Origin of the sequence: Bacillus sp. 2D03 (assembly GCF_003946765.1) — a bacterium.
Classification (GTDB): domain Bacteria; phylum Bacillota; class Bacilli; order Bacillales; family Bacillaceae_G; genus Bacillus_A; species Bacillus_A cereus.
In genome coordinates, this window is the sequence record NZ_RPSJ01000018.1 from 18,574 (window position 1) to 32,388 (window position 13,815).

Below are 13,815 nucleotides of genomic sequence, written 5' to 3' on the forward strand. Positions count from 1 at the left end.
ATAAATGGATGGCGCTCATCCTCAGGTTATACCTGAAAACAGGCGTAAACGTGGGAGGTTATTCCGCTAAAACCACATTCGAGGAGGAAATAAAAATGGCTAAAAGAGGTAAAAAGTACGTAGAAGCTGCAAAGCTTGTTGATCGTGCAGCTGCTTACTCTGCAACAGAAGCAGTAGAATTAGTAAAGAAAACAAACACAGCTAAATTTGATGCAACTGTAGAAGCTGCATTCCGTTTAGGTGTTGACCCTAAGAAAGCTGACCAACAAATCCGTGGCGCAGTTGTTCTTCCACACGGTACTGGTAAAGTACAACGTGTATTAGTATTTGCTAAAGGTGAAAAAGCTAAAGAAGCTGAAGCTGCTGGAGCTGACTTCGTAGGCGATACTGATTACATCGGTAAAATCCAACAAGGTTGGTTCGATTTCGATGTAGTAGTAGCAACTCCTGACATGATGGGTGAAGTTGGTAAACTTGGTCGCGTATTAGGACCTAAAGGTTTAATGCCAAACCCTAAAACTGGAACAGTTACTTTCGATGTAACTAAAGCTGTTAACGAAATCAAAGCTGGTAAAGTTGAATACCGCGTTGATAAAGCTGGTAACATCCACGTTCCAATCGGTAAAGTATCTTTCGAAGATGCTAAATTAGTAGAAAACTTCAAAACAATTGCTGACACTTTACAAAAAGTTAAGCCAGCTGCTGCAAAAGGTACTTACATGAAGAACGTAACAGTTGCTTCTACAATGGGACCTGGCGTACGTGTAGACGTTTCTACATTAGCGTAAATTTTGGAAGTTGACTTCATAAAGAAGTTTTAATATAATCATTTATGTTGTGAATTTAATTAGTGTACCGTAGACAGTAGGTGTCAATAGACTTAATTTCCTACCTAGGTGTTAATATACGAAGCGGAATCTTTTTTCTGTGACTATATGCCTCCATGTCTACAAGTTGGGCATGGAGGTTTTTAGTGCACTTTCGGTACATCTTCTATATAATCTACAGGAGGTGTAATAACATGAGCAAAGTAATCGAAACTAAACAACAAGTTGTAACTGAAATCGCGGACAAACTTCGCGCTAGTAAATCTACAATCGTTGTTGACTACCGTGGTTTAACAGTTTCTGAAGCAACAGAATTACGTAAGCAATTACGTGAAGCTGGCGTTGAGTTCAAAGTTTACAAAAACTCTCTAACTCGTCGTGCTGCAGAATCTGCTGAAATGGCTGAGTTAAATGAATTCTTAACAGGACCAAACGCAATCGCGTTCAGTAACGAGGATGTAGTTGCTCCTGCGAAAGTATTAAACGACTTCGCTAAAGATCATGAAGCTTTAGAAATTAAAGCGGGCGTAATCGAAGGTAAACTTGTAACACTTGATGAGGTTAAAGCAATCGCTACTCTTCCATCACGTGAAGGCTTACTTTCTATGCTTCTTAGCGTTCTTCAAGCTCCAATCCGTAACCTTGCACTTGCTACTAAAGCAGTTGCAGACCAAAAGGAAGAGCAAGGCGCTTAATTTTTTAAAAGATAATTACGTATTATCGATAAAACAATACAAACCTATTTAAGGGAGGATATTTACAATGACTAAAGAACAAATCATTGAAGCAGTTAAATCTATGACTGTATTAGAACTTAACGACTTAGTAAAAGCTATCGAGGAAGAATTCGGCGTAACTGCTGCTGCTCCTGTAGCTGTTGCTGGTGGCGCTGGAGAAGCTGCTGCTGAGAAAACTGAATTTGATGTGGAACTAACTAGCGCTGGTGCACAAAAAATCAAAGTTATCAAAGTTGTTCGTGAAATCACTGGTCTTGGCTTAAAAGAAGCTAAAGAATTAGTTGACAACACTCCAAAAGTAATCAAAGAAGCTGCTGCTAAAGAAGAAGCTGAAGAAATCAAAGCTAAACTTGAAGAAGTTGGCGCTGCTGTAGAAGTTAAGTAATTAACTTTTGATGCTTTAAAAAAAGCTCGCTCTCATGCGAGCTTTTTTTTTAACTGTAAAGAAAAGAGGTGGCCATATGGCAGACCATTATTTTTCTAACGACCCTTCTAGTAAAAGTGATCGTAAGCGATGGGAGTTTGCCCTTCGTGGATCTCGATTTACTTTCTTATCTGACCATGGGGTGTTCTCGAAAAACGAAGTGGACTTTGGTTCCCGTCTTTTAATTGAAGCGTTTCAAATGCCAGATATTAAAGGTGATATATTAGACGTAGGTTGCGGATACGGTCCTATTGGTTTGTCGTTAGCGAAAGAGTTTCAAGGTCGTGAAGTTCACATGGTGGATGTGAACGAGAGGGCACTTGGGCTTGCGAAAGAAAACGCCGCTAATAACAAAATCGAGAATATACGTATTTTTCAAAGTAGCGTCTATGAAAATGTAGATGGTAAGTATGCTGCTATTCTATCTAACCCTCCAATTCGTGCGGGTAAAGATATCGTACATGAGATTTTAGAAAAAGCTGTGGAGTATTTAGTTCCGGGTGGAGAACTTTGGATTGTTATTCAAAAGAAACAAGGTGCACCGTCTGCGCTAAAAAAACTAGAAGAAGTATTTTCTGAAGTTGAGGTTGTAGAAAAGAAAAAAGGATATTATATCATAAAATCAAAAAAACGTTGACGGTTATTTTTGGCTATGTTAACATTATACAATGCCAATATATGATTTTCTGCGTTGAGAAAGATGTATATTTTTGTTTCTCTTGGAAAAGATAGTAAAATCAGCAGATTATGAAACAGAATGATGGTTTTCTTATAGAAGCCATTTTTCTTTTTTGAGCAGGTAGAAAGACTCAACGTATTTATCTTTAAGAGAAAGAGACTACGCTAATAGCAGTAGTTGTATTTATTTGTGATTTTGCACAAATTTTTTTGTGCATTTATAATACTCATGATTTGAGGGGTGAAGCAGTTGACAGGTCAACTAGTTCAATACGGACGCCACCGCCAACGAAGAAGTTATGCCCGTATTAGTGAAGTATTAGAGTTACCAAATCTTATCGAAATTCAAACCTCTTCTTATCAGTGGTTTCTTGATGAGGGTTTGCGAGAAATGTTCCAAGACATTTCTCCGATTGAAGACTTTACGGGAAATCTATCGCTTGAATTTATCGACTACAGCTTAGGTGAACCTAAATACTCTGTAGACGAATGCAAAGAGCGTGATGTGACGTATGCAGCACCACTTCGTGTAAAAGTGCGTCTAATCAACAAGGAAACTGGTGAAGTAAAAGAACAAGATGTGTTCATGGGAGATTTCCCACTCATGACAGAGACTGGAACATTCGTAATTAACGGTGCAGAACGTGTTATCGTTTCCCAGTTAGTTCGCTCTCCAAGCGTATACTATAGTGGCAAAGTGGATAAAAACGGAAAACGTGGTTTTACTGCTACTGTAATTCCAAACCGCGGAGCTTGGTTAGAGTATGAGACAGATGCTAAGGATGTTGTATATGTGCGTATTGACCGTACGCGTAAACTTCCTGTAACTGTTTTGTTACGCGCATTAGGGTTTGGCTCTGATCAAGAAATCACCGAGCTTTTAGGTGATAACGAATACTTAAGCAACACATTAGAAAAAGACAACACAGATAGCACAGAAAAAGCATTGCTTGAAATTTATGAGCGTCTACGTCCTGGTGAACCACCAACAGTAGAAAATGCTAAGAGCTTACTTGTGTCTCGTTTCTTCGATCCAAAGCGCTACGATTTAGCAAATGTAGGTCGCTATAAGATCAACAAGAAGTTACACATTAAAAACAGGTTGTTTAATCAACGTTTAGCTGAAACATTAGTGGATCCAGAAACTGGTGAAATTTTAGCGGCAGAAGGAACAATCTTAGATCGTCGTACACTTGATCGCATTTTACCTTACTTAGAGAAAAACATTGGATTCAAAACAGCGAAACCAATGGGTGGAGTGGTAGAAGGCGATGTTGAGCTGCAATCTATTAAGATTTATGCTCCTGAGTCGGAAGGCGAACGCGTAATTAATGTAATTGGTAATGCAAACATTACTCGTGATGTGAAACACATCACACCAGGTGATATCCTTGCTTCTATCAGTTACTTCTTCAACCTACTATACAAAGTAGGGGATACAGATGATATTGACCATTTAGGAAACCGTCGTCTGCGTTCTGTTGGAGAACTATTACAAAATCAATTCCGTATCGGTCTTTCTCGTATGGAACGTGTTGTTCGTGAGAGAATGTCGATCCAAGATACAAATGCAATTACACCACAGGCACTAATTAATATTCGTCCTGTTATTGCATCTATTAAAGAGTTCTTCGGAAGTTCTCAGTTATCTCAGTTTATGGACCAAACAAACCCATTAGCAGAGTTAACTCACAAACGAAGACTATCTGCATTAGGACCTGGTGGTTTAACGCGTGAGCGCGCAGGCTTTGAAGTGCGTGACGTTCATTACTCCCACTACGGTCGTATGTGTCCGATTGAAACACCAGAGGGACCAAACATCGGTTTGATTAACTCATTATCTTCGTTCGCGAAAGTAAATGAGTTTGGTTTCATTGAAACACCATACCGTCGTGTTGACCCAGAAACTGGTCTTGTAACAGGGCATGTTGATTACTTAACAGCAGATGAAGAAGATAACTATGTTGTAGCCCAAGCGAATATGAAATTATCTGACGAAGGTGAATTCCTAAGTGAAGATATCGTAGCTCGTTTCCGTGGTGAAAACATTGTCACAAATAGAGAACGCATCGACTACATGGATGTATCTCCAAAACAAGTAGTGTCGGCAGCGACAGCTTGTATTCCGTTCTTAGAAAACGATGACTCTAACCGCGCACTTATGGGAGCGAACATGCAACGTCAGGCGGTTCCGTTAATGAATCCGGAATCTCCGATTGTAGGTACAGGTATGGAGTACGTATCAGCAAAAGACTCAGGTGCTGCAGTAATCTGTAAACATCCTGGTGTTGTTGAGCGCGTAGAAGCACGTGAAGTTTGGGTACGTCGCTATGTAGAAGTTGACGGTCAAACAGTAAAAGGCGACTTAGATCGCTACAAAATGCAAAAATTCATTCGTTCTAACCAAGGAACTTGTTACAACCAACGTCCAATCGTAAGTGTTGGAAATGAAGTTGTAAAAGGTGAAATCCTTGCGGATGGTCCTTCTATGGAATTAGGTGAACTAGCACTTGGACGTAACGTGCTTGTTGGCTTCATGACTTGGGACGGTTATAACTACGAGGATGCGATCATCATGAGTGAGCGCCTTGTAAAAGATGATGTGTACACTTCTATTCATATTGAAGAATATGAATCAGAAGCTCGTGATACGAAGCTTGGACCAGAAGAAATTACACGTGACATTCCAAACGTTGGGGAAGACGCATTACGTAACCTTGACGAGCGCGGTATCATTCGCGTTGGTGCTGAAGTAAAAGATGGAGATTTACTTGTTGGTAAAGTAACACCTAAAGGTGTAACAGAATTAACAGCTGAAGAACGTCTATTACATGCTATCTTTGGAGAAAAAGCACGTGAAGTACGTGATACATCACTACGTGTACCACACGGTGGTGGCGGTATTATCTTAGATGTAAAAGTATTCAACCGTGAAGATGGCGATGAATTACCACCAGGTGTGAATCAACTTGTACGTGCATATATCGTTCAAAAACGTAAAATCTCTGAAGGTGACAAGATGGCCGGACGTCACGGTAACAAAGGTGTTATTTCTCGTATTTTACCAGAAGAAGATATGCCTTACTTACCAGACGGTACGCCAATCGATATCATGTTAAACCCATTAGGGGTACCATCTCGTATGAATATCGGTCAGGTATTAGAACTTCATCTTGGTATGGCAGCAAGATACCTTGGCATTCACATTGCAACACCAGTATTTGATGGTGCTCGTGAGGAAGATGTTTGGGGCACAATTGAAGAAGCTGGTATGGCAAATGACGCGAAAACAATCCTGTATGACGGACGTACTGGTGAACCATTCGATAACCGCGTATCTGTTGGTGTCATGTATATGATCAAACTTGCGCACATGGTTGACGATAAACTTCATGCTCGTTCTACTGGACCATACTCACTTGTAACGCAGCAACCTCTTGGAGGTAAAGCTCAGTTCGGTGGACAGCGTTTCGGTGAGATGGAGGTTTGGGCACTTGAAGCATACGGTGCTGCTTATACTCTTCAAGAAATCTTAACAGTGAAGTCTGATGATGTTGTTGGACGTGTTAAGACTTATGAAGCAATTGTTAAAGGCGAAAATGTTCCAGAACCAGGCGTTCCTGAATCATTCAAAGTATTGATTAAAGAGCTGCAAAGTTTAGGTATGGACGTTAAAATGATGTCTAGCGACGATACAGAAATTGAAATGCGTGATACAGAAGATGACGATGATCATCAATCAGCAGATAAATTGAATGTCGAAGTTGAGACAACTAAGGAATAATTGGGATAACCTGTAGACTAAAAGGGAGGTAGGCCCCTTGATAGATGTAAATAACTTTGAATATATGAAGATTGGACTTGCTTCACCTGACAAGATTCGTTCTTGGTCATACGGTGAAGTTAAGAAACCAGAAACTATTAACTATCGTACGTTAAAGCCTGAAAAAGATGGCTTGTTCTGTGAGCGTATTTTCGGACCACAAAAGGACTGGGAATGTCATTGCGGAAAATACAAACGTGTACGTTATAAAGGTGTAGTTTGTGATCGATGTGGCGTTGAAGTAACGCGTGCAAAAGTACGTCGTGAACGTATGGGTCATATCGAATTAGCTGCTCCTGTATCTCATATTTGGTATTTCAAAGGTATCCCGAGCCGCATGGGACTTGTCTTAGACATGTCCCCTCGCGCGCTTGAAGAAGTAATTTATTTCGCTTCTTATGTTGTAACAGAAAGTGGAGATACACCACTTGATAAGAAGCAATTACTTTCTGAAAAAGAATACCGTGCATATCGTGATCGATATGGTAGCACATTCCAAGCTGCTATGGGTGCAGAAGCAATTAAAAAGCTACTACAAGACATCGATTTAGATAAAGAAGTAGACTTCTTAAAAGAAGAATTAAAAACAGCACAAGGACAACGCCGTACTCGTGCTATTAAACGTCTAGAAGTATTAGAAGCATTCCGTAACTCTGGAAATGAACCGTCTTGGATGATCTTAGATGTTCTACCAGTAATCCCACCAGAACTACGCCCAATGGTACAGTTAGACGGTGGACGTTTTGCTACTTCTGACTTAAACGACTTATACCGTCGTGTAATTAACCGTAACAATCGTTTAAAACGTCTATTGGACTTAGGTGCACCAAGCATCATCGTTCAAAACGAAAAACGTATGTTACAAGAAGCTGTAGACGCATTAATCGATAATGGTCGTCGTGGCCGTCCAGTTACTGGACCAGGTAATCGTCCATTAAAATCACTATCTCACATGCTTAAAGGTAAACAAGGACGTTTCCGTCAAAACTTATTAGGTAAACGTGTTGACTACTCTGGTCGTTCTGTAATCGTTGTAGGACCGAACTTAAAGATGTATCAATGTGGATTACCAAAAGAAATGGCGCTTGAACTGTTCAAACCTTTCGTAATGAAAGAGTTAGTTGAAAAAGGATTAGCACATAACATTAAGAGTGCGAAACGTAAAATCGAGCGTGTACAACCTGAAGTTTGGGACGTTTTAGAGTCTGTGATTAAAGAACATCCAGTACTTCTAAACCGCGCACCAACACTTCACCGTCTTGGTATCCAGGCGTTTGAACCTACATTAGTAGAAGGTCGCGCAATCCGTCTACACCCACTTGTATGTACTGCATACAACGCGGACTTTGACGGTGACCAAATGGCCGTTCACGTACCTTTATCATCAGAAGCTCAAGCTGAAGCTCGTCTTCTTATGTTAGCGGCACAAAACATCTTGAACCCGAAAGACGGTAAACCAGTTGTTACTCCATCTCAGGATATGGTATTAGGTAACTATTACTTAACACTTGAGCGTGAAGGTGCAATCGGTGAAGGTATGGTCTTTAAAGATGCAAACGAAGCATTGCTTGCATACCAAAATGGATATGTTCATCTTCATACACGTGTTGCAGTAGCTGCAAGTGCAGTAAACAACGCAACATTTACTGAAGAGCAAAAGAGTATGCTTCTATTAACAACAGTTGGTAAATTAATATTTAACGAAATCTTACCAGAGTCGTTCCCTTATATTAATGAACCAACAAATTCAAACCTTGAAAAAGAAACACCAGCGAAATATTTCGTTGAAAAAGGTGCGAACATTAAAGAAATTATTGCTAGTCGCGAAGAAGTGGCGCCATTTAGCAAGAAGATCCTTGGTAACATCATTGCGGAAGTGTTCAAACGTTTCCAAATTACAGAAACGTCTCGCATGCTTGACCGTATGAAAAACTTAGGATTCAAGTACTCTACAAAAGCTGGTATTACAGTTGGGGTATCTGACATTCTTGTATTAGGCGAAAAAGATGAAATTCTCCACGAAGCACAAGCAAAAGTAGATAATGTAATTAAACAATTCCGTCGCGGTTTAATCACGGAAGAAGAACGTTACGATCGCGTTATCTCTATTTGGAGTAATGCAAAAGATGTTATCCAAGGAAAACTGATGAAATCCTTGAATAAACGCAACCCAATCTTCATGATGAGTGACTCAGGTGCCCGTGGTAACGCATCTAACTTTACTCAGCTTGCTGGTATGCGTGGTCTTATGGCCAATCCATCTGGTCGTATCATCGAACTTCCAATCAAATCGAGTTTCCGTGAAGGTTTAACAGTACTTGAGTACTTCATCTCTACGCATGGTGCGCGTAAAGGTCTTGCCGATACAGCACTTAAAACTGCCGATTCTGGTTACTTAACACGTCGTCTTGTTGACGTTGCACAAGATGTAATCGTTCGTGAAGATGATTGTGGAACAGATCGCGGTTTATTAATTGGTGCGATTAAAGAGGGTAATGAAGTTATCGAGTCATTATATGATCGTCTTGTTGGACGTTTTGCAAGAAAAACTGTAAAACATCCTGAAACAGGTGAAGTATTAGTTGCTGAAAATCAATTAATTACTGAAGATATTGCTCATATCGTTGAAAATTCGGGTGTTGAAACTGTAAACATTCGTTCAGCGTTTACGTGTAACACTCGCCACGGTGTATGTAAGAAGTGTTACGGTCGTAACTTAGCAACTGGAACAGACGTAGAAGTAGGAGAAGCGGTAGGTATTATCGCAGCTCAATCTATCGGTGAGCCAGGTACACAGTTAACGATGCGTACATTCCATACAGGTGGGGTTGCCGGAGATGATATCACTCAAGGTTTACCTCGTATCCAAGAGATTTTCGAAGCTCGTAATCCGAAAGGTCAGGCAGTTATCAGTGAAATCGACGGTGTTATCGCAGCGATCAACGACGTTAAAGATCGCCAAGAAGTAGTTGTGCAGGGTGAAGTTGAAGCTCGTACGTATGCTATTCCTTACGGTGCTCGTCTGAAAGTAACTCCAGGACAGCCAATTAGCCACGGTAAAGAGTTAACAGAAGGTTCTATTGATCCGAAAGAATTACTAAAAGTAACGGACATTACGGCGGTTCAAGAATACTTATTACGTGAAGTTCAAAAAGTATACCGTATGCAAGGGGTAGAAATTGGTGACAAACACGTAGAAGTAATGGTACGTCAAATGTTACGTAAAGTTCGTGTAAGTGATGCAGGTGAAACAGATGTATTACCAGGAACATTACTAGATATCCATCAGTTTACTGATGCGAATGCTAAGGTCTTACTGCAAGGTAAGCAACCAGCAACGGCTAGACCTGTTCTACTTGGTATTACAAAAGCTTCACTTGAAACAGATTCATTCTTATCTGCAGCATCGTTCCAAGAAACAACTCGTGTCTTAACTGATGCAGCAATTAAGGGTAAACGCGATGAACTTCTAGGATTAAAAGAAAATGTTATTATCGGTAAACTTGTTCCTGCTGGAACAGGTATGAATCGTTATCGCAAAGTGGATCTTGTAAAAACAACACAAGATGACATGAATGTAGAAAACGATGAGGTTTATGTGGAACAGTAAAATTTTCCGGTATAAATTTTGTATAAAAACAATTAATCTTAGTTGACATTGTATGAGTCAAAATGTTACTATAATCAAGGTTGCTCCTGAACGATGCTTTGGAGGATATTTATATGTCTTATCAAAAAGTATCAACTGCTGAAAATGTAGTCGTTGGTCATAAACGCACATTGGAAGCAATCAAAAATGGTACAGTTAAAGAAGTTGTCATCGCAGAGGATGCTGACATGCGGTTAACCCATGCTATCATTCGTGTTGCAATGCAATATAACGTGCCCATAACAAAAGTTGAATCAGTTCGTAAGCTTGGTAAAGCTTCGGGGATTCAAGTGGGAGCTTCAGCAATAGGAATAATAAGTTAAAACTGTTTTTGTGAGGAGAGAGCATTTGCTCTTCCTTGCAAAAACTTTGTTTTCAACTAATAATGAACCACCTGGATATGTGGTCATACAAACATGCGAAGGGAGGATAATCAAATGCCTACTATTAACCAATTAGTGAGAAATGGTCGTACTGATAAAGTATGGAAATCTAAATCACCTGCGTTAAACAAAGGTTTTAACTCTTTAAAGAAAAAATCAACTGATATCTCTGCACCTCAAAAACGTGGTGTATGTACTCGTGTTGGTACAATGACTCCAAAGAAACCTAACTCAGCGTTACGTAAATACGCTCGTGTACGTTTAACAAACGGTATCGAGGTTACAGCTTACATCCCAGGTATCGGTCATAACCTACAAGAGCATAGCGTAGTATTAATTCGCGGTGGTCGTGTAAAGGATTTACCAGGGGTACGTTACCACATCGTTCGTGGTGCGCTTGACACAGCTGGTGTTGACAAACGTATGCAAGGACGTTCTAAATATGGTACTAAGAGACCAAAACCTGCTAAAAAATAATAACTTTAAAATGAAAGGAGGAACTCAATATGCCTCGTAAAGGACCTGTTGCGAAACGTGACGTGTTACCAGATCCAATGTACAATTCTAAGCTAGTAACACGCCTTATCAACAAAATGATGGTTGACGGTAAAAAAGGTAAATCTCAAACAATTCTTTATAATGCGTTCGATATCGTAAACGAACGTACTGGTAAAGAGCCAATGGAAGTATTCGAGCAAGCTCTTAAGAACATCATGCCTGTTCTTGAAGTACGCGCTCGTCGTGTTGGTGGTGCTAACTACCAAGTTCCAGTTGAGGTTCGTCCAGAACGCCGTACAACTTTAGGTCTTCGTTGGTTAGTAAACTACGCTCGTCTTCGTGGTGAAAAAACTATGGAAGAGCGTCTTGCTAACGAAATCTTAGATGCAGCTAACAACGCTGGTGCATCTGTTAAGAAACGTGAAGACACTCATAAAATGGCAGAAGCTAACAAAGCATTTGCTCATTACCGTTGGTAGGATTCAACGTAAAATAAATGTAAGCATAAACCGCTTTATTTGTCGCTTATGGAAGTGTGGAGAGGGAGAATGCCTCTCCCTTTCATCGGGCGCTCGTTTTACATAATGAGAGTACTGGACATACTGACATGTGTAACAATATAAAGTGGCTTTTTTGCTACTTAAAATAAAAAAATCCAATCCATATATGGAAGGAGCAAGACACCAAATGGCAAGAGAGTTCTCTTTAGAAAACACTCGTAATATTGGTATCATGGCTCACATCGATGCTGGTAAAACAACAGCAACTGAGCGTATTCTGTACTACACAGGACGTATTCATAAAATCGGTGAAACTCACGAAGGTGCATCTCAGATGGACTGGATGGAGCAAGAGCAAGAGCGTGGTATCACAATTACTTCTGCTGCAACTACAGCACAATGGAAAGGTCATCGTGTAAACATCATTGATACTCCAGGACACGTAGATTTCACAGTAGAAGTAGAACGTTCTTTACGCGTACTTGATGGCGCTGTAGCAGTACTTGATGCGCAATCTGGTGTAGAACCACAAACAGAAACTGTTTGGCGTCAGGCTACTACTTACGGCGTACCTCGTATCGTATTCGTTAACAAAATGGATAAGATCGGTGCAGATTTCTTATACTCTGTAGGAACAATCCACGATCGTTTACAAGCAAACGCACATCCAATTCAGTTACCAATCGGTGCTGAAGATGAGTTCAATGGTATCATTGACCTTGTTGAAGAGTGTGCTTACATGTACGGTAACGATTTAGGAACAGACATTCAACGTGTTGAAATTCCTGAAGAGCACAAAGAATTAGCTGAAGAATACCGTGGAAAACTTATTGAAGCGGTAGCTGAGCTTGATGAAGAAATGATGATGAAGTACCTAGAAGGTGAAGAAATCACTGTAGAAGAGCTTAAAGCTGGTATCCGTAAGGCTACAACTTCTGTAGAATTCTTCCCAGTAATCTGTGGTTCTGCATTCAAAAACAAAGGTGTTCAAATTCTGTTAGACGCAGTTATCGACTACCTTCCATCTCCACTAGATGTACCTGCTATTAAAGGTACTCTACCGGATACAGATGAAGAAGTAGAACGTAAGTCTAGCGATGAAGAACCATTCGCAGCTTTAGCATTCAAAATCATGACTGACCCTTATGTTGGTAAGTTAACGTTCTTCCGTGTGTACTCTGGTGTGTTAAACTCTGGATCATACGTGAAAAACTCAACTAAAGGTAAGCGTGAGCGTGTAGGTCGTATCCTACAAATGCACGCTAACAGCCGTGAAGAGATTTCAACAGTTTACGCTGGTGATATCGCTGCTGCTGTAGGTTTAAAAGATACTACTACTGGTGATACTCTTTGTGACGAGAAGAGCCTTGTTATCCTTGAGTCTATGGAATTCCCAGAGCCAGTTATCTCTGTAGCTATCGAACCAAAATCTAAAGCTGACCAAGATAAGATGGGTACAGCATTATCTAAGCTTTCTGAAGAAGATCCAACATTCCGTGCTCACACTGACCAAGAAACTGGCCAAACTATCATCGCTGGTATGGGTGAACTTCACCTTGATATCATCGTTGACCGTATGCGCCGTGAATTCAAAGTGGAAGCAAACGTTGGTGCTCCTCAGGTAGCATACCGTGAGACTTTCCGCGCTGCTGCGAAAGTTGAAGGTAAGTTCGCTCGTCAATCTGGTGGTCGTGGACAATTCGGTCACGTTTGGATTGAGTTTGAACCTAACGAAGAAGGTAAAGGATTCGAATTCGAAAACAAGATCGTCGGTGGTGTAGTTCCTCGTGAATACATCCCAGCTGTTGGAGCAGGTCTTGAAGATGCACTTAAAAATGGTGTACTAGCTGGTTATCCACTAGTTGACATTAAAGCTGCATTAGTTGACGGATCTTACCATGATGTCGATTCATCTGAGATGGCGTTCAAAATCGCTGCATCTATGGCACTTAAAGCTGCGGTTTCTAAATGTAGCCCAGTAATTCTTGAGCCAATGATGAAAGTTGAAGTTGTAATTCCTGAAGAGTACATGGGTGACATTATGGGTGACGTAACATCTCGTCGTGGACGTGTAGAAGGTATGGAAGCTCGCGGTAACGCACAAGTTGTTCGCGCTATGGTTCCACTTTCTGAAATGTTCGGTTATGCAACGTCATTACGTTCTAACACTCAAGGACGCGGAACATTCTCTATGGTGTTTGACCACTATGAAGAAGTACCAAAGTCTGTTTCTGAAGAAATTATCAAAAAAAATAAAGGTGAATAATTGATTTTTATCGATTGTTCAAGTATAACT

At 40.4% G+C, this 13,815-nt stretch carries 10 protein-coding genes and 1 other annotated feature; all 10 genes read left to right on the forward strand.

What is annotated here, in order from left to right:
- Window positions 1–95 precede the first annotated feature (95 nt).
- The gene (gene rplA / locus EBQ15_RS28055; protein WP_001987630.1) at window positions 96–788 is read left to right on the forward strand and encodes a 50S ribosomal protein L1; all 693 of its coding nucleotides are present in this window, start codon (window positions 96–98) and stop codon (window positions 786–788) included.
- 49 nt (window positions 789–837) lie between these two features.
- Window positions 838–982: a sequence feature (ribosomal protein L10 leader region), on the forward strand.
- 39 nt (window positions 983–1,021) lie between these two features.
- Window positions 1,022–1,522, forward strand: coding sequence for a 50S ribosomal protein L10 (gene rplJ / locus EBQ15_RS28060; protein WP_000048716.1), 501 nt, complete (start codon window positions 1,022–1,024; stop codon window positions 1,520–1,522).
- A gap of 67 nt (window positions 1,523–1,589) precedes the next feature.
- Complete coding sequence (gene rplL / locus EBQ15_RS28065) at window positions 1,590–1,949, forward strand: 50S ribosomal protein L7/L12 (protein WP_000159736.1); 360 nt, start codon at window positions 1,590–1,592, stop codon at window positions 1,947–1,949.
- Between the two features lie 76 nt (window positions 1,950–2,025).
- The gene (locus EBQ15_RS28070) at window positions 2,026–2,625 is read left to right on the forward strand and encodes a class I SAM-dependent methyltransferase (protein ID WP_000763263.1); all 600 of its coding nucleotides are present in this window, start codon (window positions 2,026–2,028) and stop codon (window positions 2,623–2,625) included.
- A gap of 291 nt (window positions 2,626–2,916) precedes the next feature.
- Window positions 2,917–6,450: a DNA-directed RNA polymerase subunit beta gene (gene rpoB, locus EBQ15_RS28075; protein ID WP_000147553.1), complete on the forward strand. Its 3,534-nt coding sequence runs from the start codon at window positions 2,917–2,919 to the stop codon at window positions 6,448–6,450.
- A gap of 37 nt (window positions 6,451–6,487) precedes the next feature.
- Entirely contained in the window at window positions 6,488–10,099 is a 3,612-nt protein-coding gene (rpoC, locus tag EBQ15_RS28080) for a DNA-directed RNA polymerase subunit beta' (protein ID WP_000567939.1), read from the forward strand.
- A 113-nt stretch (window positions 10,100–10,212) separates the two neighbouring features.
- Window positions 10,213–10,461 carry a 50S ribosomal protein L7ae-like protein gene (locus tag EBQ15_RS28085; RefSeq protein ID WP_000121837.1) on the forward strand — a complete coding sequence of 83 codons (249 nt, stop codon included), beginning with the start codon at window positions 10,213–10,215 and terminating at the stop codon, window positions 10,459–10,461.
- 114 nt (window positions 10,462–10,575) lie between these two features.
- The gene (gene rpsL / locus EBQ15_RS28090) at window positions 10,576–10,998 is read left to right on the forward strand and encodes a 30S ribosomal protein S12 (RefSeq protein ID WP_001142341.1); all 423 of its coding nucleotides are present in this window, start codon (window positions 10,576–10,578) and stop codon (window positions 10,996–10,998) included.
- 29 nt (window positions 10,999–11,027) lie between these two features.
- Window positions 11,028–11,498: a 30S ribosomal protein S7 gene (rpsG, locus tag EBQ15_RS28095; protein ID WP_001137491.1), complete on the forward strand. Its 471-nt coding sequence runs from the start codon at window positions 11,028–11,030 to the stop codon at window positions 11,496–11,498.
- Window positions 11,499–11,706: 208 nt separating this feature from the next.
- Window positions 11,707–13,785, forward strand: coding sequence for an elongation factor G (gene fusA, locus EBQ15_RS28100; RefSeq protein ID WP_000090370.1), 2,079 nt, complete (start codon window positions 11,707–11,709; stop codon window positions 13,783–13,785).
- Window positions 13,786–13,815: the final 30 nt, after the last annotated feature.